A 17,579-nucleotide genomic window follows, 5' to 3' on the forward strand; every position below is an offset into this window, starting at 1 on the left:
CATCCCTGGGCTACGTCCCACCCCGTTCCTACGCAGCATCATCAAGTAACTGTCCGTGAAACCCGGGCAAGACCAAGGCCCACCACGGCCGTGATCCCTGGGGCCACGGCGGGACCAGCGACCTGGCCGACCTGACCTTCCTCTGCCCCTGGCACCACCACCGCGCCCACGACACCCACTTCACCACCCACAAGCTCCCGAACGGCGACGTCAGGTTCACCAGAAGCACGTAGACCGGCAGACGTCAGAGCCAGCCGGCACACGCAGACGGGCGCACCAAGCCGCGCGCTACTACGCTCGGGTGATGGATCGCCTGATTGCTGCATGGCGCCTGCGCAACCAGCGGCTCACCGCTCCCCAGGCCACCTCGGCCGCGGACGTCGTCCGCCTGCTGACCTGCGTGCAGGCCGAGAACCCGGCCCAGTCCGCGTGGGCGGTGGCGACCAGGACCCAGCACCCGGACCCGGGCGATCTTGCCGGGTTGCTGACCTCCGGCGAGGTGCTGCGGACCCACGTGCTCCGCTCCACCTGGCACTACGCCTCCCGCGACGACCTCGACTGGCTGCTGGCGCTGACCGGACCGCGACTCCAGCAGCTCACCGACCGCCAGCTCCGCGAGGACGTCGGTCTCGAGCGACCGGAGGTCGAGCGCCTGGGAGGGCTCGTCGTCGACCTGCTGACCGAGCAGCCGGACCGGCTCCGCTTCGAGGTCGCCGACGCCCTGCGCGAGCGGGCCCCGGAGCTCCGCGACCGGATCGAGGGCCGGGCCGTGATGCTGTTGATGGCCCACCTCGAGATGGGGCGTCTCGTCTGCAGCGGCCGGCCCCGCGACGGGGAGCACACCTACGCCACCTGGAAGAGCAGGGTGCCCGCACGGACGGAGCTCGATGAGGCCGGCCGCGAGGAGGTGCTCGCCCGGATCGCGCTGCGCTACCTCACCGGCCACGGTCCGGCCACCACCAAAGACCTCGCCTACTGGGCGACGCTGACCCCGGGCGAGGCCCGGCGCGGCGTGCAGGCGCTCGGCGACAGGCTCCGGTCCTTCGACCACGACGGCCGCACCTACTGGCACCTGGACGGCGACGAGCCGCCCGCCGTCGAGCAGCCGGTGGAGCCGGCCGGTCACCTGCTCCAGCTGCTGGACGAGACCTACCGCGGCTACCAGGACTCCCGCTGGGTGCTCGACGCCGACGGCGTGGTCCCCCGGGGCCGGGAGACCGCGATCGGCATCGCCCTCGTCGACGCTCAGCTGGTGGCGCGGATGAAGCGGACGGTCGCTCGCGGGTCGGTACGGTTCGACCTGGTTCCCTACCGCCCGCTCACCGACCGGCAGCGGGAGGCGATCGCCGGGGCCGCGGAGCGGTACGGCGCCTTCCTGGGCCTCGAGCCACGGGTCGTGGTCGAGGCCTGACCGCTCAGGGGTGCGACGCCGCCTCGGGGCGACGGAGACCAGGCGGGGAGCTCAGGACCGAGGACGCCAGTCGGCGGGCGGATCCTCGCCGACCCGGCCGTCAACGGCCTCCCGGAGCAGGTCGGCGTGTCCGGTGTGCCGGCCGTACTCCTCGACGAGGTCGAAGAGCAGCCGACGGAGGCTCACCGGCTCCTCGTGGGGACCGCTCAGCGCGGTCGGGTGGTCGAGGCCGCCGTCGGCCAGGGCGGCCGCGGTCTGGTCCCGCGAGCGCGCCACGGCGCCGTCGTAGAGCGCGTAGAGCTCCGCCGGGGTATCGAGCCCGGCAGAGGTCATCTCCCAGTCCGGGTCGGCACCCCAGTCCACGCCTGCCCACGGCTCGCCCGGCGAGACCCCCCGCACCTTCGAGGCGAAGGTGTGGTCCTCGACCAGGGCCAGGTGCTTGAGCAGACCGCCGAGGGTCAGCGACGAGGAGGCGATCGCTGTCGAAAGGCCCCTCGCGTCGAGCCCGTCCGCCTTCCAGCGGAACGTGGCCCGCAGCCGTTCCAGGGCACCCAGCAGGTGCTCGGTCTCGGTCCCGGCGAACGGCGGCTCCCACGGGGGCAGCTGGTCGGTCATCTGGTCAACGTAGTCCTACGCTGCGGTGGTGGACACCCTCGAGCTCTCGCGGCGCGACGCCCGCCGGATCGCGGTCCGGGCGCAGCTGCTCGCGGCGCCCCGGCCCACGGGCATGCTCGAGGTCGTCGGCCACCTGGCCTTCCTCCAGGCGGACCTCACCCGGGCGGTGGAGCGCAACGCCGACCTGGTGCTCTGGAGCCGGCTCGGCGACGACCACGACCCCGCGGAGCTCGAGCAGGCGCTCGCCTCCGGACAGCTCATCGAGCTCGACGGGATGCTGCGCCCGGCCGAGGACGTGGCGCTCTTCCGCGCCGAGATGGCCGCCTGGCCGGGGCCCGGCCCGCTCAAGGACTGGCAGGTGGAGAAAGCCGGCTGGCTTGAGGCCAACGACGCCTGCCGCCGCGACATCCTGGAGAAGCTGCACGACGAGGGCCCGCTGCCGGCGAGCGCGCTGCCCGACACCACGGTGGTGCCGTGGGAGTCCAGCGGCTGGAACAACGACCGCAACGTCCGGATGCTGCTCAACCAGCTGGTGCGCCGTGGCGAGGTCGCCGTCGCCGGCCGTGAGGGCCGCGAGCCGCTCTGGGACCTCGCGGAGCGCGTCTACCCCGACGTGCCGGTGGTGCCGCTCGCCGACGCGCTCGCCGAGCGCGAGCGGCGCCGGCTCCGCGCGCTCGGCATCGCCCGCGCGAAGAGCCGCGCGGTGCCCGGCGAGCCGGACCACGTGGGGGCGGCCGGCGAGACCGTGACGGTCGCGGGCACCCGAGGGACCTGGCAGGTGGACCCGGCGTACCTGGAGGACGGGACGGGGTTCCGCGGCCGCACCGCACTGCTCTCGCCGCTGGACCGGCTGGTCTTCGACCGCGGCCGGATGGCCGAGCTCTTCGGGTTCGACTACCAGCTCGAGATGTACAAGCCGGCCACGAAGCGGCGCTGGGGCTACTGGGCGATGCCGGTGCTGCACGGCGACCGTTTGGTCGGCAAGGTCGACGCCGCCGCCGACCGGGAGGCGGGCGTGCTGCGGGTGCACGCGGTGCACGAGGACGAGCCGTTCAGCAAGGCACTGACGGGCGCCGTCGACCGGGAGCTGCGGGATCTCGCCGGCTGGCTCGGACTGGAGCTCGCGCGCGGCTGAGGGCCCGGCGCCCCGCGCGGTGTACGCACGCCCCCGAGGGCGCACGCCCTGGTCTCCGGCCACGACCACGCAAGCGCCGGCCAAGCGCCCGAGCCGGCAGCGCCGAGGATGGCGAGTGTTCCTCCTCTCCGCGGCGCCGATGGTTGCCGGGCTCGTGATCTTCTTCTCGGACTTCGTGTTCGCCGGGTGGTGGTGGAACAGGTCCGGCGCCGAGGTGCCGCGGGACGGGGGCAGCCACGAGGTGGCCGTCTCCGAGCCCGGGAGCGACTACGCGCTGTAGCGAGCAGGGGCTGATCGACCCGGACTGCGAGATCGTCCACGCCGCGGGCAGCGCGGTGGAGCTGCGGGCAGTGCCGTCCGGGGAGCGGACCACCGTCGACATGATGGGCGTCGGAGACCTCTACTTCGCCCTGATGAACTGGGGTCCTCTTGCGCTGGGCGCGGGCCTCTGGCTCGCGGGCGCGCTGGTCCTGCTCCTCGGGGTCCGGCGCTACCTGCGAATGCGGCGGCAGGACGCCTGGCGCCCTTGGACTGCCTCCGGGAACACCCGACCAGCGCACGAGGTTGTCCCCGCATGCGGATCGAGATCTGGAGCGACGTCGTCTGTCCCTGGTGCTACATCGGCAAGCGGCGGCTGGAGAGCGCGCTGGCCGACTTCGGCCACGCCGACGAGGTCGAGGTCGTGTGGCGCTCCTTCCAGCTGGACCCCACCGCGCCGCGCACCGGCGGTGAGCGCTCGGCCGAGATGCTCGCCGTCAAGTACGGCATGAGCCCCGAGCAGGTGAAGCAGGCGCAGGCGCAGATCACCGAGACGGCGGCCGCCGAAGGGCTGGAGTACCACCTCGACGACACCCGGCACGTCAATACCGTCGACGCCCACCGGGTCATCCACCTGGCGCTCGCCGAGGGCGGCCCCGAGCTGCAGGGGCGGGTCAAGGAGGCGCTGCTGGCCACGTACTTCACCCGGGCCCGCAACGTCGCCGACCCCGCCGTGCTGCGCGAGGTGGCAGTGGACGCCGGGCTCGACACCGACCGGGTCGACGCGGTGCTCGCCTCCGACGAGTTCGCCACCGAGGTCTCTGCGGACATCGAGCAGGCGCGGCGCTACGGCGCCACCGGTGTGCCCTTCTTCGTGGTCGACCAGAAGTACGGCGTCTCCGGCGCCCAGCCCGCCGAGGCGCTCGCCGAGGTGCTCACCCGTGCCTGGAAGGAGTCGCGGCCGAGCCTGACCATGGTCGACGCCGCGGGCGACGTGTGTGGGCCGGAGGGCTGCACGCCGTAGCTGAGGGTGTCTCTCGCATTTGGAGAACGCATTTCTGGCCGCGTTTTCGTGAGCGCGACGTGGCGGCCGACCCAGTTCTTCGCCGAGCCGAAAGCGGAACAGGGGTCAAACGCCCAACGCGTCGAGACGTGTGCCGATCATGGCGAGCGCTTGTTGCTGGACGGCGTTCAGGACCGAGGCTGTGTACTCCTGGAAAAGGGTGGCCGCGGAGGAGAGGTCGGGGGCGTCGGTGGTGAGTGCTTGTGCGACGGGGGCGAAGGCGTCGATGAACCGTTCGACGTACTGCTGGAGTTCTTCCTTGGTGGTTCCCGGGCCGAGGCTGTCGAAGGTGGCAGCGGTTTCGATCAGGGCCGGGCGGAGTGCGGGGTCGCCCATGTGTTCGTAGAAGCGGATGAGGTGGGGCATTCCGGCGGGGCCGACCAGATGCGCGAGGAGGATCGTTTGATCGCGGTCGATTCCGGCGAGATCGGGAGGGATGAAGCGTGCGAGTTCCGGGGGCATGTCGGGAGCAGCAGGGAGGACACGTAGCTGCGCGATGAGCTCGCGTTGTGCGGTGAGGCGTTCGATTTGGGCAGCGATCTCACCGTCCAGGCGGTCCAAGATCTCTCCAGCGCCGTCGTCTTCGTCATCGAGTAGGCGGGGCATCTGGTCGAGGGGGATGCCGAGGGTGGCGAGACGGCGGATACGGAGCACGCGGATGAGATCGTGCACGCCGTACCGGCGGTAGCCGTTGGCCGTCCGTGGCGGCTCGTCGAGGATTCCGACGTGGTGATAGTGGCGGAGGGTGCGGATGGAGACGCCGGCAAGGGAGCTGAGTTCGCTACTCTTCACCATTCACCTGCAATCTCCTTGAGGCTCAAGGTCCAGCTGACGAAGCGACCTCGCGAACAAGGAGAACACGAAGGCGCATCCCCACACGACGAGGAGCAGCGCCGCGGCCGTATTCACGCTGCGGTACTCGGTGACGATCGCTGCGATAACGATCCCGACGGGCGGCGCCGCAGTCATCATCGCGTTCTGCGTTCCCATGATGCGACCTCGCATCGATTCTGGGATGCGTTCGATCATGAGCACACCCATGAGACTGCCGAACAGGCCGCTCGCCAACCCGACGACGAAAGCTCCCGTAAGCACGACCCAGGGAGAGGTGAGGAGAGCGATGAGCCCGATTCCGAGTGTCGTGCCACTGAGGCCTACGACGAGCCATGCTCGTCGCGGGCCGCGCGACCCGAGCGCGGTGTACACGCCTCCGCCTACAAGCATGCCGAGCGCGAGGGCACTGAGGACGAATCCGAGCAGGCCCGGCTGCTGTGCCTGAGTGAAGTACACCGGCAGGACCAGCCCTTGAAGGGCGGCCAGCACCAGCACTGATATCAGGCTGACCATCGTGACGGTGATGAGGAACCGGTTCCTGAAGAGGACCTTCCAACCGGCTCGCAGTTGGGACCACCCTGTAGCGGTCGAGCCCTCGCCGAGGCCGCCGTCGTTCCGGGTCACGGCGCCCACGTGGCGGGGAATGGTCATCGTGATCAAAGCCGCGAGGAGCGAGGTCGCCGCGGTGACCCAGAGCACGGTGGACCCATCGAACAGCACCATGAGCGTTCCGGCGGCCGCCGGTCCCGCCAGGATGGCCACAGCGCCCAGGCTTTCTCTTGCGCCCATCAACCGTTCAGCACTGATGCCGCCGTGACGAACGATCGCGGGGAGCAATGCCTCCCGCGCCGTCATCCCTGGAACGTCACCGAGCGACCCGATCACACCGAACAAGATGAACCAGCCCAGGCTGAGCCCGGAGATCATGTCGACGATGGGCAGCGCTGCGATGGACGCTGCGGAAATGAGGTCTGTGACCACAGATGACATGCGGCGATTGACGCGGTCGATGACAACTCCCATGAACAAACCTGAGAGGACCGCTGGGATCGCGGTCGCTGCGGCGACCGCCCCTGCCCCCAGGACGCTCCCGGTTGTTTGCAGGACGATAAGCGGTAGAGCGATTCCCGCAATCGAGTTGCCCAACAGGGACACGACGTACGACGCGAGGTACGTCACAGGGATGGAGTTCATGCGTCCAGGGGAAACTACGACGCTACGGCGGAGTCAAGCCAATCCCTCCGAACTCCAACCGTCCGATCTTGGTGATCATCGCGGGCAGTTTCGTTGCTCGACACGGTCCTCACGGTCCACTGTCACCGGCGGGGCCTTCTTGACGCGGTGTGTCATTCCGACGCGAATCGGCCGCAGGAAAGTCCACTGATTCCGGTGTCCGGGCACTCCGAGCGGCGAGCGTCATAGCCGCAGCGCGTCAGAGTCCCAGCACCCCCGGGTTCAGGATCCCCGCCGGGTCCAGTGCGGCCTTCGCCCCGCGCAGCGCGGCGGCGAAGGGGTCCGGGCGCTGGCGCGAGTACCAGGGCGCGTGGTCGCGGCCGACGGCGTGGTGGTGGGTGATGGTGCCGCCGTGGGTGGTCATCGCCTCGGAGACGCCGGCCTTGATCTCGTCCCACATCGGCAGCAGCGAGCCCCAGCGCCCCGAGGCGTAGACGCCGTAGTACGGCGCCGGTCCGTCCGGGTAGACGTGGGTGAACCGGCAGGTGACCACCCCGGTGATGCCGAGCGCGCCCATCACGTCGTACGCCGCGGTGGTGATCGCGGCGTGCATCGCGGGGAAGCGGTCCCAGGTGCAGGCGGTCTCGAAGGTCTCCGCGATCAGGCTGCGGCGGGTGACGGCGTCGCGCTGGTAGGGCATCCGCAGGAACGAGGAGCGCCAGGCCTCTGCCGGGTCGCCCGGGCCGGCGCTCTCCGCCGGGGCTGCGGTCGTGTCCTTGACCGACCGCTCCCCCGGCTTGCCGCCGTGGTCGCGAGCAAGCTCGATCGCCCGGTCCAAAAGCCCATCGACCGGGTGGTCGGCCGACTCGAAGGCCAGCACCAGCAGCCCGCCGCGGGTGCCGGAGCCGGCGTTGAGGAGCGCCTCCATCGGGTCGAGCAGCCGGCAGTTCGACGGGTTGAGCCCGCTCTGCGCGACCGCCCGGGTGGCGGCGACCGCGGCGTCGAAGTCGTCGAAGTCGACGGTCACCCCGGCCCGCCAGCGGGGCCGGTCCTGGAGCCGCATCCACGCCTCGGTGATGACGCCCAGGGTGCCCTCGGAGCCGAGGAACAGCCGGTCCGGCGACGGCCCGGCGCCCGAGCCCGGCAGCCGCCGCGACTCCCCGACCCCGGCCGGGCTGACCACCCGCAGGCTCTCGGTGAGGTCGTCGACGTGGGTGAGCACGGTGGCGTAGTGGCCGCCCGCCCGGGTGGCGAGCCAGCCGCCGAGGGTGGAGAACTCGAAGGACTGCGGGAAGTGCCGCAGCGTCAGCCCGTGCGGACGCAGCTGCGCCTCCAGCGCCGGGCCGAGGACGCCGCCCTGGATCCGGGCGGCCCTGCTCACCGGGTCGATCTCCAGCACCTGGTCGAGCGCACCCAGGTCGAGGCTGACCGCCGGGCCGTCGAACCGCGCCTCCACCCCGCCGACCACCGAGGTGCCGCCGCCGAACGGCACCACGGCCACCGAGGCCGACGTCGCCCAGTCGAGCACGTCGACCACGTCCTGCTCCGAGCGCGGGCGCAGCACCAGGTCGGGCGGGTGGGCGAGGTCGCCCTGGAGGTTGCGGACGACGTCGCGGTAGGCCTTGCCGTGGGTGTGCGCGGCGCGGTCCAGCGGGTCCGCCGAGGCGATCGTGGCCAGCGGGGCGGGCACCTCGACCCGCGGTGCCGGCAGGTCCAGGTCCGCGACCGCGGGCGGGTTGTGAGGGGTGAAGTCGTGCTCGGGCAGGAGGGCGGCGACCCGGTCGACCAGCTCGTCGGCCTCGGCGCCGGTCACGGCGTCCTCCACGTTGCCCCAGCCCCACCACGATCGCGTCATGAGGGGGACCCTAGGCGCGGCCGGCGTCCGGCGGGTCGTCTTCGTCGCTCTCCGCCGAGGCGTGCCGCCGGTCCTCGGCCGTGCCAGCCGGTGCGGGGCCCTGCGCTGCCGCCCGCTTGCGGGCGTCCTGGTCGCGGCGGCGCTTGACCTCGCGCTGCGCGAAGACCGCGGCGACCAGCACCGGGACGACGTAGCCCGCGGCGTCGAGGACGGTCCGGACCCAGCCGGGCACGGAGACGTCGAGGCGCGGCAGGGTGATGTCCGGCCACGGGATCGACCAGTCGGGCCACGGGATGCTGGGCCACGGGATCGACCAGTCCGGCCAGGGGATGTCGGGCCACGGGATGCTGGGCCAGGGGATGTTGGGCAGGGCGAACCGCCCGAGCAGCCAGATCAGCAGCAGCGGGAGGCCCACCGCGGCGACGGCCGCGGCGGTGCGGCGTACGGCGTACTGGCGGGGGTGGGCGCGGATCCACGCCTCCCGCTCGGCGGCCTTGGAGCCGGGCTCGGGGTCGAAGTCGGTCCCGCCGCGGTTGAGCAGGGCGGCCCCGGCGGCGGGCAGCCCCGGCTCGTCGCCCCACCAGGTGATCCTGCGTGCGGGCCCGACGAAGGTGGGCAGCTTGACCTTGACCACCCCGTGGTCGCCGCCGAGGAGGGTGACCGTGTCGTCGGAGGTCTTCTCGCTCGCCACCTCGTCACCGTCCACGCGCCAGGTGATCCGTCGGGAGATGCCGGCGTCGGCGAGCTCCACGACGTGGCTGGTGCCGTCGTGGGTCAGCAGCCAGCGCTCGACTTCCTGGGTCATGACGACAATACTAGAGTCTGCACTCCATTATTGGCCAGCAGGCTCCACACGAAGGGAGGTCCGGCGATGGCACGCACCGTCGACCCGGCTCGCCATGAGGCGCGGCGGCTGCAGATCATCGACGCCGCCCTGACCTGCTTCGCCCGCGACGGCTACGACCGGGCGACCACCGCCGCGATCTGCCGGGAGGCGGGCATCGGGTCGGGCACCTTCTTCCACTACTTCCCGACCAAGCTCGCGGTGCTGGTGGCGATGCTGGAGCTCGGTACCGGTGAGGAGCAGGCGTGGTTCGCCGCCCAGGACGGGCGCGACGACGCCCGGGCCGTGATCGACGACTACGTGGCCCACACCGCCGAGGAGATGGCCGACGTCCGGGTCGCGGGGCTGGTCCGCGCCGTCGGGGCGGTGATGTCGGAGCCGGCGGTCGCCGCCGCCCTGGACCACGACACCGCGGCGATCCGCGACGGGCTGCTGCCCTGGGTGCGCGCCGCCATGGAGGCCGGGGACGTGCGCGCCGACCTGTCCCCCGAGCGGCTGGTGCTCTGGCTCCAGGCGCTGCTCGACGGCTACCTCGGGGTGGTGGTCTCCGAGCCGGGCTTCGACGCCGGTCGCGAGGCCGAGACGTTGCGCGACGCCGTACGCCGCCTGCTCCAGCCGTGACCGACCGCGCCGACCGCGCCGCTCACTCCGCGAGGGGCTCGACGGGCTGCCGGAGGATCGTCCGCAGCCGCGAGGGGTCGGTGCGCCGGGGGTCGCTGAGGTAGATCTCGTGGTGCCGGCCGGTCATCCTCAGGCCCGCCTCGGGGATCACCCGGTCGTGCAGCTCCGCGAGCACGCCGGCCTCGTCGTCGTAGGAGCCCACGTGGAGGGTCTGCACGCAGCGCCCCTCCGTCAACGTCTCGATCCGGACGTCGTCGAGCCGGGCGGGCGCACCCTTGACCCGGACCCGCTCGACGCACTCGCCGACCACGTCGTCCGGCACCCAGTCGGGGACCAGCAGCAGCATCGTCCAGTCCCACCGGGCCTTGTCCCGGGCGGCGGTGAAGACGGTCATGTCGTCGGCCCACCAGAGCCCCTCCAGCGGGGGGACGACGTAGTCGCGGCCGAGCTCGCGCCGGCTGGCGAACTTCACCGCGTAGGCCACCGGGTAGAGCGCCGCCAGCGCGGCGGCGTACTCCGCCGAGGTGTTGGGGTCGCCGTGGCCGTCGACGGCCAGGTAGCGCAGCGGCGGCACCTCGAGCTGCCGGAACTCCCCGCGCCGGGCGCGGTAGGAGTCCAGGGTCTTCTTCAGGTCGACCTTCGCACCCGCCCCGCCGCCCGTCACACCCTCAGTCACACCCTCAGTCACCGGGTCAGCATGGCCCCGGTCAGGGCTTGAGCACCACCTTGGTGCACTCCTGCTCCTTGTGCTTGAAGATGTCGAAGCCGTGCGCCGCGTCGGCCAGCGGCAGGTGGTGGCTGATGATGAAGGTCGGGTCGATCTCGCCGCTGCGGATCCGCCCGTAGAGGTCGGGCAGGTAGCGGTGCACGTGCGCCTGGCCGGTCCGCACCGTCACCGACCGGTTCATCAGCGAGCCGAGCGGGAACTTGTCGACCAGCCCGCCGTAGACGCCGACGATCGAGACCGTGCCGCCGTTGGCGACCGAGAGGATCGCCTCGCGCAGCGCGTGCGGCCGCTCGGTGGAGAGCTTGGCGACCTGCTTGGCCTTGTCGTAGGCGTGGATCGCGGTGACGTCGGTATGCGCCTCCATGCCGACCGCGTCGATCACCCGGTCGGGGCCGCGGCCGGCGGTGAGCTCGCGCAGCTCCTTGAGAACGGAGGTCTCCTCGTAGTTGAGCGGGTGCGCGCCGGTGTGCTCGGCGGCCATCGCGAGCCGCTCCGGCACCCGGTCGATCACGATCACCTTGGCCGCGCCCATGATCTCCGCGGCCAGGCAGGCGAACTGGCCCACCGGGCCGGCACCCCAGACGGCGACCACGTCCCCGGGCTGGATGTCGCACATGTCGGCGGCCATCCAGCCGGTCGGCAGCACGTCGGTGAGGAAGAGCACTTGGTCGTCGGTGAGGTCGTCGTCGACCTTGAACGGGCCGACGTCGGCGAAGGGGACCCGGGCGTACTCCGCCTGCCCGCCGGGGTAGCCGCCGAGCATGTGGGAGTAGCCGAAGATGCCGGACGGCGAGTGGCCCATCACCTTCTCGGCCTCGCCGGCGTTGGGGTTGGAGTTCTCGCACAGCGAGGTCAGGCCGCGCTGGCACGGCGTGCAGGCGCCGCAGGCGATCGGGAACGGGACGACCACCCGGTCCCCCACCTTCAGGTCGGGCCGGCGCTCACGCGCCTCGGGGCCCAGCTCGACGACCTCGCCCATGAACTCGTGGCCGAAGATGTCGCCGGGCATGAACGTCGGGATGTAGCCGTCGTACAGGTGCAGGTCGGAGCCGCAGATCGCGGTCGAGGAGACCTTGATGATCGCGTCCCGGGGGTTGAGCAGCTGCGGGTCCGGGACCTCCTTCACCTTCACCTTGCTGGGCCCCTGCCAGACGACCGCCTTCATCGGATGCTCCCCTCGGTGCCGGTGCTCCCACTGGGCTGCTTCTGGTCGGGCTGGGCCGAGCCCTGGAGGAACTGCCTCTTCGCCTCCGTGCCGTGCGGCAGGATCTCGGTGCGCACCACCGACCCGGTCTCCATCACCTGCTTGAAGCGGCGCAGGTCGTCGCGGACCTGCTGCTCGGGCTCCTCGCCGAAGAGCCGGGCGACCGCGCGGCCGACCCGCCCCCCGGGCACGTCGTAGTGCAGCACCACCCGCACCTCGGTGCCGCGGTCGCCGGGCGCGGGCGTGAAGTGCACGGTGCCGGAGTTGGAGACCGTCGCGCCCTTGCGCGAGCGCCAGGCGAGCCGGCGGCCGGTCTCCTCGCTGGTGATCTCGGCGTCCCAGGAGACCTTCTTGCCGACCGGCCCCTTGGCCACCCAGTGGCTGGTGCCGTCGGCCCGGACGGTCACCGACTCCAGGTGGCGCATGAAGGAGGGCAGGTTGCCCAGGTCGCGCCAGAACGCGTAGACCTCGTCGGGCGGGCGGTTGACGGTCGTGGAGGCCTCCAGCTGGAGGGGGCCGGGCCGGCCCTTGCCGTGCTGGGAGCGGGCGGTCCGCACCGCGGCGTAGAGGTCGAGCGCGGCGATCCCGGCGACCGCGGCGGTGGCCGCGTTGACGCGGGTCAGCCGCTCACCCTTGCGCGACGCCATCGCGCGACCGAGGACGGCGAGGTCCAGGGCGTCGCCGGCGACGCGGGTCCACACCGAGCGACGGGGGCCGAGGAGGAGCAGGGCGGCGTGGCCGAGCTCGCGGAGGCCGACCGCACGGATCACGGCGGGCGCGGTGGCGGAGTCGTCGACCCCCGTCAGCCGGGCGACTCCGTCGGGGCGCCACACCATGGGGACGCCGAGGCCGAGGCTGGCGACACCGAGGCCGCGCACCAGGCGACCGGTTCCGCGCTCAGGGTTCTGGGTCGACTTCATGCGAAGTTCGGTACCCGCCACCTGGGAGGTCATGCGGTGCCTGCGAGGTCACGCGGGGCCGACGACGCATCGGGGAGGCTCCGCCTCAGTGATGCTCCGACTCAGTGATGCTCCGACTCAGTGATGCTCCGACTCAGGGGCGCGGGTCGATCCGCTGCCAGGGGCGCTCGTCGCGCCGCTGGCCCATGCCCGCGGCGCAGCGACGGCAGACATCGTCGACCCGGTCGGCCTCGCCGCCGGTGGCGGGCTGCACGTCGGCCCACTCCACGTGGGAGAACCGGCGCAGCCCCGAGCGGTGGATGGAGAGGCCGCAGAGCGTCTGGTTGGTGCCAGGAGTCCAGGCGTGCACCTCTCCGGCGGGCGTCCGGTAGCCGTCCGGGTCGACCCACGAGCCGGTCGCGGCGACCGCCGCGTTCCTGGGCACCTTCATCCCAGTGCCGTGCCCGGCCGGGGGGTCCGGCATGCGTGCCCGGCACTCCGCTCACCGGTCACCGGCCCCGGATTCACCCGGTCGCCGGGTAGCCCGGGCCGCTCAGCGGAGGCTCTCGAGCACCAGCCGGGCAGCCTCGGCGACCAGCGCGTCGTCGTACGCCGCGCCCTGCTCGCCCCGGTCGGAGAAGACGGCGAGCACGACCGGCGCCCGCCCCGGCGGCATCACGACCGCGAGGTCGTTGCGGGTCCCGAAGCCGCCGGCGCCGGACTTGTCCGCCACCTCCCAGCCGGCCGGGGCCCCGGCCCTGACCAGGCTGTCGCCGGTGTCGTTGCCGCTCATCCACTCCAGCAGGGTCCGGCGGGCCGCCGGCTCCAGTGCGTCGCCGACGGCGTAGGCCCGCAGCACCTCGGCGAACGCCCGCGGTGTCGTGGTGTCCCGGTCGTCGCCCGGCGCGGCCTCGTTGAGGGCCGGCTCGGTGCGCGCCGCGACGGTGACGTCGTCGCCCAGCGCTGCCAGCGCCCGCTGGAGGCCCGCGGGACCGCCCAGCTCGGCGAGCATCAGGTTGGCGGCGGTGTTGTCGCTCTCCCGCACCGCCGCCTCCGCCACCCGCCGCCACGGCAGCCCGGTCTCGACGTGCCGCTCGGTCACCGGCGAGTGGGTGACCAGGTCGCCCGCGTCGTAGCGCACCACCTCGTCCCACTGCGCCGGCTCCAGCCGCTCGAGCAGGGCGGCGGCTGCCAGCGCCTTGAACGTCGACGCGTAGGCGAACCGCTCGTCGGCCCGGTGCGCGAGCGTGGCACCGCTCCCGGTGTCGACCGCGAAGACGCCGAGCCGGGCGTCGAAGCGCTCCTCCAGGGCGGCGAGGTCGACGTCGGCCGGGGCGGCCGTCGCCGGGGCGGGTGTCGTGGCCGAGGGCGCGGCGGGCGGCGGGGCCACCTCCCCGGCCGGGGACGCCCCGGACCCGCACCCGCCCAGCCCGACGACGAGCGCCGCCGTCGCGACGCAGGAGGGCAGGCGGAGTCGCCGCTGGTGGCGGGGGGTCGGCATGTCACGGGCTCCTGGGGTCGGCGGACGACGGGGAGGACGCTGTCATGCCGCCCGCACCGACGCGAACCCCGGGAATCCCTTGACAGGCAAGTGAACGCTTGCCTAACGTCCTCCGGGTGGGGGACATCTACAAGGCGCTCGCGGATCCCACCCGCCGCGCCCTGCTGGACGAGCTCATGGACCGGGACGAGCAGACGCTCTTCGAGCTCTGCTCCCGGTTGGCGATGAAGCACGACCTGACCCCGACCCGACAGGCGGTCTCCCAGCACCTCGAGGTGCTGGAGAAGGCCGGGCTGGTGCGCACCGAGCGCCGGGGGCGCTACAAGCTCCACACGATCGACACCGCGCCGCTCGAGCAGATCTCGACGCGGTGGCCGCCACGGAAGGGAACACCATGAAGCTCCAGACCGTCAGCATCTTCGTCGACGACCAGCAGCGGGCCCTCGACTTCTACACCGGCACGCTGGGCTTCGAGGTGACCGCCGACGTGCCGCTCGGCGAGCACCGCTGGCTCACCGTCCGGCTCGGCGGCGACGCCGCGACCCAGGTCTCCCTGGAGCCGAAGGCCCACCCGGCCACGCCGCCCTTCACCGAGGCGCTGCTCGCCGACGGCATCCCGTGGTGCACGCTCGCCGTCGACGACCTCGAGGGCGAGCACGAGCGGCTGACCGGTCTCGGTGTCACCTTCACCCAGCCGCCGACCGACGTCGGGCCGGTGCTGGTCGCCGTCCTCGACGACACCTGCGGCAACCTGCTCCAGCTCGCCCAGGTCAAGGGCTGACCGCGCTTCCTACCCGGCCCGTCTAGACTCGACCCCGGAGCCACCCCGCTCCACCGGACGAGGGAGCCGTACCCGGAACGCGACAAGACGGCCGGGTGGAGTCGTCATGGCCTGGTTGGTGCTCGTCCTCTCCGGTGCGCTCGAGGCGGTGTGGGCGGTGGCCCTCAGCAGGGCCGAGGGGTTCACCAGGCTGGGACCGACTGTGGTCTTCGCGGCCGCGATGACGCTGAGCATGGCGGGCCTGGCCTATGCGCTGCGCACCCTGCCCGTCGGCACGGCGTACGCCGTCTGGGTCGGCGTCGGTGCGGCGTTGACCTTCGCCCACTCGATGGCGACCGGTGCCGAGTCGGTGAGCGCCGTCAAGCTGCTGCTGCTGCTCGGGCTGGTCGGCTGCATCGTGGGACTCAAGGTCGTGCACTGACTCCTGCTCCACCGGCTCGTCCGGACGGCGCCGCGAGGTCCATGGCGCGGGCAGGCCCTTGGCCGCAGGCCCCCGACGTGCTGCGATGGGTCGTCCGCGTCACCGCTCGGGCACTCGCACGACCACGGGGGTCTTTCGTGAACCGAGTCCGTCCTGTCCGCGCGCCACGGTCCGCCCTGGCCTCCCTGGCCGCGCTCGCCTGCCTGGCGGGGCCGGCGGTCCCGGGCGTCGCCCTGGCGCCGGCCTCGGCCTCCGCGCCCGGCCCCGCCGCGACCACCTGCGCCGGCAAGCCGGTGACCGTCGTGGCGACCAAGCGGGTCCGGCGGGGCACCGAGGGTGACGACGTGGTGGCGATGAAGCCGTACGACTGGGACACCTTCGACGCCCTGGGGGGCGACGACACCATCTGCCTCGACCAGGGGTGGGTGGAGGCCGGCCGCGACATCATCCCCTCCTCGGGTGTCGTCGACGCCGGGCCCGGCGACGACGTGGTGATCAACCAGGCGGGCTCGTCGGGCTTCATGGTCGTCGGTCTGGGCAGCGGCGACGACGTCTTCACCGGCAGCAGCATCACGGAGATGAACGAGACGGTGTACGCCGACACCGACGTCCCGGAGGAGGACGAGCCGCCGGCGGTCGACCCGGCCGAGGGCCACCGGGACGTGGTCGACATGGGCGCCGGGCGCGGCACCGACCAGTACGGCAACGAGGGCGGGGAGAAGCTGTGGTCGGCGGCTCCGGCCGGCGCGGCCAACCCCGACCTGATCACCTTCGCGTCCGGCACGCCGCAGCTGCACTACGACGGGGCGATGGCGCCCGGCGGCGGCATCGACTTCGGGGCGGCGACCGCGGCGTCGCTCCACCTGCCGCGTCCCGGCGCCGGCGAGCCGGTGGCCGGTGGGGAGCTCCTGCTCGACAACGTGGCGCGGCGCGGCACCGTGCGCGGCACGCAGGTGCTCGCCTGGCAGGGGCGGGTGGCGCGCTTCGTGCTCGGCACCGAGGGCCGCAAGGCGCCGCACCGGGTCTCCTTCGAGGGGTCCGACGCCGGCGAGACGCTCACGTTCCACGGCGGGCGCTACGGCGACGTCCGGTCCGGGGCGGGCGACGACACCATCAGCGGCTCGGGCCGCCCCGGGCCCGGCGAAGGTCTGCCGTTCCGCTCGGTGGACGGCAGACCGGGCGTCGACCGCCACGAGTCCGTCACCCGGTGTGGGGCCATGACCGTCCGCCTCGGTGGGGTGATGAGCTGCGACGGTGCCCGCTCCCCCCTCCTGGGGATCGAGCGGGTCGAGGTCGCGACCCGCGCGAAGGGCGGCCGCGTGCGGGTCGTCGGCACCGAGGCCGACGAGCGGTTCTCGGTCAGCGCCGACCGGGTGGTGCTCCACGCGCGCGGTGGTGACGACCTCGTGGAGGGGGCGTGGGGCGCCCAGGTCCGGGTGAGCGGCGGTCCGGGGGACGACTCGATCATGGGCTCGGGCCGCACGGTGCGCGTCGACGGCGGCCGCGGGGACGACGGGGTCCGCGTCTACGGGATCCACCTGCTGGTGCGTCTCGGCGCGGGCGACGACGTCGCCAGCCTCCACGCACCCTCGGGACGGTGGCCGTGGAGCAAGCCGAGAACCCCGGCGTCCCGGCCCGTCGCGCTGGGCGGTCCGGGGGACGACGACCTGCGCGGCACCACCCTGTCCCGCCGGGGCGACCGGCTCGTCGGCGGACCCGGCCGCGACCGGGCGGACGGCCGCGCCAACGAGGTCACGCGCGCCCCGGACCACTGCGACGCGGAGATCACCACGCGCTGCGGCTGAGGATTCGCCTGCCCCACCTCGGGTACCTGACTGCCATGACGGACATCTCCCAGGGCTTCCTCTCGCTCATCGGCGCCCACGCGCCCGACGCCGCCGACGGGCGGGCGACCCTCGTGGTCGACGTGGGCGACGAGCACCTCAACCACGCCGGAGCCGTCCACGGCGGGATGCTCGCCACCCTCGTCGACACCACGATGGGCGCGGCGATCATGAGCACCCTGGACGAGGGGTCGACGGCGACCAGCCAGCTCACCGTCACCTACCTGCGCCCGGCCAAGCCCGGCCGGCTCGTGGTCTCGGCCGAGGTCGGCAAGCGCGGCGAGAACCTGACCGTCTGCGACGCGGAGATCGAGCAGGACGGCAGGACGCTGGTGCACGCCCTGGCGACCTTCGCCCTGCTGGACGGCTGAGCACGACCGGGACCCCCTGACA

20 protein-coding genes and 1 riboswitch are annotated in these 17,579 nt (G+C 72.7%); of the genes, 10 read left to right on the forward strand and 10 right to left on the reverse strand.

All coding sequences use genetic code 11. The annotated features are described in order from the left end of the window. Positions 1–304 precede the first annotated feature (304 nt). On the forward strand, positions 305–1,411 hold the full coding sequence (locus tag AC4BG9_RS18540) for a winged helix DNA-binding domain-containing protein (RefSeq protein ID WP_490572604.1): 1,107 nt from the start codon (positions 305–307) through the stop codon (positions 1,409–1,411). Positions 1,412–1,462: 51 nt separating this feature from the next. On the opposite strand, the gene AC4BG9_RS18545 is transcribed toward AC4BG9_RS18540, so the two are convergent. Next, complete coding sequence (locus tag AC4BG9_RS18545; RefSeq protein WP_490572605.1) at positions 1,463–2,026, reverse strand: DinB family protein; 564 nt, start codon at positions 2,024–2,026, stop codon at positions 1,463–1,465. Between the two features lie 28 nt (positions 2,027–2,054). Between AC4BG9_RS18545 and AC4BG9_RS18550 the strand changes: the two genes are divergently transcribed. From AC4BG9_RS18550 to AC4BG9_RS18560, 3 genes are all read left to right on the forward strand, one after another. Further along, complete coding sequence (locus AC4BG9_RS18550; RefSeq protein ID WP_490572606.1) at positions 2,055–3,161, forward strand: DNA glycosylase AlkZ-like family protein; 1,107 nt, start codon at positions 2,055–2,057, stop codon at positions 3,159–3,161. A gap of 115 nt (positions 3,162–3,276) precedes the next feature. Next, positions 3,277–3,441, forward strand: a complete 165-nt coding sequence (locus AC4BG9_RS18555) for a hypothetical protein (RefSeq protein ID WP_490572607.1) — start codon at positions 3,277–3,279, stop codon at positions 3,439–3,441. Positions 3,442–3,735: 294 nt separating this feature from the next. Next, positions 3,736–4,443 (forward strand): DsbA family oxidoreductase, encoded by a 708-nt coding sequence (locus AC4BG9_RS18560; protein ID WP_490572608.1) that lies wholly within the window; start codon positions 3,736–3,738, stop codon positions 4,441–4,443. A 105-nt stretch (positions 4,444–4,548) separates the two neighbouring features. Here the strand turns inward: AC4BG9_RS18560 and AC4BG9_RS18565 are convergent, their stop codons facing one another. The 4 genes from AC4BG9_RS18565 to AC4BG9_RS18580 all read right to left on the reverse strand — a co-directional run bounded on the left by AC4BG9_RS18565 (position 4,549) and on the right by AC4BG9_RS18580 (position 9,149). Continuing rightward, the gene (locus AC4BG9_RS18565; protein WP_490572609.1) at positions 4,549–5,277 is read right to left on the reverse strand and encodes a MerR family transcriptional regulator; all 729 of its coding nucleotides are present in this window, start codon (positions 5,275–5,277) and stop codon (positions 4,549–4,551) included. Further along, on the reverse strand, positions 5,278–6,510 hold the full coding sequence (locus tag AC4BG9_RS18570) for an MFS transporter (RefSeq protein ID WP_490572610.1): 1,233 nt from the start codon (positions 6,508–6,510) through the stop codon (positions 5,278–5,280). Between the two features lie 238 nt (positions 6,511–6,748). Next, positions 6,749–8,344 carry an FAD-binding oxidoreductase gene (locus AC4BG9_RS18575; protein WP_490572611.1) on the reverse strand — a complete coding sequence of 532 codons (1,596 nt, stop codon included), beginning with the start codon at positions 8,342–8,344 and terminating at the stop codon, positions 6,749–6,751. A 10-nt stretch (positions 8,345–8,354) separates the two neighbouring features. Next, positions 8,355–9,149, reverse strand: coding sequence for a hypothetical protein (locus AC4BG9_RS18580; RefSeq protein WP_490572612.1), 795 nt, complete (start codon positions 9,147–9,149; stop codon positions 8,355–8,357). 66 nt (positions 9,150–9,215) lie between these two features. Here AC4BG9_RS18580 and AC4BG9_RS18585 point away from each other — a divergent pair, with 66 nt between their 5' ends. Beyond that, complete coding sequence (locus AC4BG9_RS18585) at positions 9,216–9,809, forward strand: TetR/AcrR family transcriptional regulator (protein WP_490572613.1); 594 nt, start codon at positions 9,216–9,218, stop codon at positions 9,807–9,809. Between the two features lie 22 nt (positions 9,810–9,831). On the opposite strand, the gene AC4BG9_RS18590 is transcribed toward AC4BG9_RS18585, so the two are convergent. The 5 genes from AC4BG9_RS18590 to bla form a co-directional block, all read right to left on the reverse strand. Next, positions 9,832–10,485, reverse strand: coding sequence for a GyrI-like domain-containing protein (locus AC4BG9_RS18590; protein ID WP_490572614.1), 654 nt, complete (start codon positions 10,483–10,485; stop codon positions 9,832–9,834). A gap of 31 nt (positions 10,486–10,516) precedes the next feature. Beyond that, a complete protein-coding gene (locus AC4BG9_RS18595; protein WP_490572615.1) occupies positions 10,517–11,701 on the reverse strand; it encodes a zinc-dependent alcohol dehydrogenase in 1,185 nt (394 codons plus the stop codon). After that, the gene (locus AC4BG9_RS18600; protein WP_490572616.1) at positions 11,698–12,660 is read right to left on the reverse strand and encodes an SRPBCC family protein; all 963 of its coding nucleotides are present in this window, start codon (positions 12,658–12,660) and stop codon (positions 11,698–11,700) included. Before AC4BG9_RS18600 ends, AC4BG9_RS18595 begins: the two co-directional genes overlap by 4 nt. 133 nt (positions 12,661–12,793) lie before the next feature. Then, positions 12,794–13,084: a hypothetical protein gene (locus tag AC4BG9_RS18605; protein WP_490572617.1), complete on the reverse strand. Its 291-nt coding sequence runs from the start codon at positions 13,082–13,084 to the stop codon at positions 12,794–12,796. A 108-nt stretch (positions 13,085–13,192) separates the two neighbouring features. Then, positions 13,193–14,140 carry a class A beta-lactamase gene (bla, locus tag AC4BG9_RS18610; RefSeq protein ID WP_490572618.1) on the reverse strand — a complete coding sequence of 316 codons (948 nt, stop codon included), beginning with the start codon at positions 14,138–14,140 and terminating at the stop codon, positions 13,193–13,195. Positions 14,141–14,256: 116 nt separating this feature from the next. Here bla and AC4BG9_RS18615 point away from each other — a divergent pair, with 116 nt between their 5' ends. The 5 genes from AC4BG9_RS18615 to AC4BG9_RS18635 all read left to right on the forward strand — a co-directional run bounded on the left by AC4BG9_RS18615 (position 14,257) and on the right by AC4BG9_RS18635 (position 17,557). Continuing rightward, positions 14,257–14,538, forward strand: a complete 282-nt coding sequence (locus tag AC4BG9_RS18615) for an ArsR/SmtB family transcription factor (protein WP_490572619.1) — start codon at positions 14,257–14,259, stop codon at positions 14,536–14,538. After that, positions 14,535–14,921, forward strand: a complete 387-nt coding sequence (locus AC4BG9_RS18620) for a VOC family protein (protein WP_490572620.1) — start codon at positions 14,535–14,537, stop codon at positions 14,919–14,921. The genes AC4BG9_RS18615 and AC4BG9_RS18620 overlap by 4 nt, the downstream gene beginning before the upstream one ends. A gap of 31 nt (positions 14,922–14,952) precedes the next feature. Then, positions 14,953–15,018, forward strand: a riboswitch (guanidine-III (ykkC-III) riboswitch). 9 nt (positions 15,019–15,027) lie between these two features. Next, positions 15,028–15,342: a DMT family transporter gene (locus AC4BG9_RS18625; RefSeq protein WP_490572621.1), complete on the forward strand. Its 315-nt coding sequence runs from the start codon at positions 15,028–15,030 to the stop codon at positions 15,340–15,342. A 137-nt stretch (positions 15,343–15,479) separates the two neighbouring features. Continuing rightward, a complete protein-coding gene (locus tag AC4BG9_RS18630) occupies positions 15,480–17,147 on the forward strand; it encodes a hypothetical protein (protein ID WP_490572622.1) in 1,668 nt (555 codons plus the stop codon). A 35-nt stretch (positions 17,148–17,182) separates the two neighbouring features. Then, complete coding sequence (locus AC4BG9_RS18635; protein ID WP_490572623.1) at positions 17,183–17,557, forward strand: PaaI family thioesterase; 375 nt, start codon at positions 17,183–17,185, stop codon at positions 17,555–17,557. Positions 17,558–17,579 lie beyond the last annotated feature (22 nt).

This window comes from Nocardioides sp. Z40_12, from assembly GCF_058215795.1.

Bases quoted from the DNA above. Each gene is read 5' to 3' on its own strand.
- AC4BG9_RS18540 (WP_490572604.1), top strand. From the start codon at position 305: ATGGATCGCCTGATTGCTGCATGGCGCCTGCGCAACCAGCGGCTCACC.
- AC4BG9_RS18600 (WP_490572616.1), bottom strand. From the start codon at position 12,660: ATGAAGTCGACCCAGAACCCTGAGCGCGGAACCGGTCGCCTGGTGCGC.
- AC4BG9_RS18620 (WP_490572620.1), top strand. From the start codon at position 14,535: ATGAAGCTCCAGACCGTCAGCATCTTCGTCGACGACCAGCAGCGGGCC.
- AC4BG9_RS18635 (WP_490572623.1), top strand. From the start codon at position 17,183: ATGACGGACATCTCCCAGGGCTTCCTCTCGCTCATCGGCGCCCACGCG.
- AC4BG9_RS18585 (WP_490572613.1), top strand. From the start codon at position 9,216: ATGGCACGCACCGTCGACCCGGCTCGCCATGAGGCGCGGCGGCTGCAG.
- AC4BG9_RS18625 (WP_490572621.1), top strand. From the start codon at position 15,028: ATGGCCTGGTTGGTGCTCGTCCTCTCCGGTGCGCTCGAGGCGGTGTGG.
- AC4BG9_RS18595 (WP_490572615.1), bottom strand. From the start codon at position 11,701: ATGAAGGCGGTCGTCTGGCAGGGGCCCAGCAAGGTGAAGGTGAAGGAG.
- AC4BG9_RS18570 (WP_490572610.1), bottom strand. From the start codon at position 6,510: ATGAACTCCATCCCTGTGACGTACCTCGCGTCGTACGTCGTGTCCCTG.
- bla (WP_490572618.1), bottom strand. From the start codon at position 14,140: ATGCCGACCCCCCGCCACCAGCGGCGACTCCGCCTGCCCTCCTGCGTC.
- AC4BG9_RS18560 (WP_490572608.1), top strand. From the start codon at position 3,736: ATGCGGATCGAGATCTGGAGCGACGTCGTCTGTCCCTGGTGCTACATC.
- AC4BG9_RS18545 (WP_490572605.1), bottom strand. From the start codon at position 2,026: ATGACCGACCAGCTGCCCCCGTGGGAGCCGCCGTTCGCCGGGACCGAG.
- AC4BG9_RS18565 (WP_490572609.1), bottom strand. From the start codon at position 5,277: ATGGTGAAGAGTAGCGAACTCAGCTCCCTTGCCGGCGTCTCCATCCGC.
- AC4BG9_RS18575 (WP_490572611.1), bottom strand. From the start codon at position 8,344: ATGACGCGATCGTGGTGGGGCTGGGGCAACGTGGAGGACGCCGTGACC.
- AC4BG9_RS18580 (WP_490572612.1), bottom strand. From the start codon at position 9,149: ATGACCCAGGAAGTCGAGCGCTGGCTGCTGACCCACGACGGCACCAGC.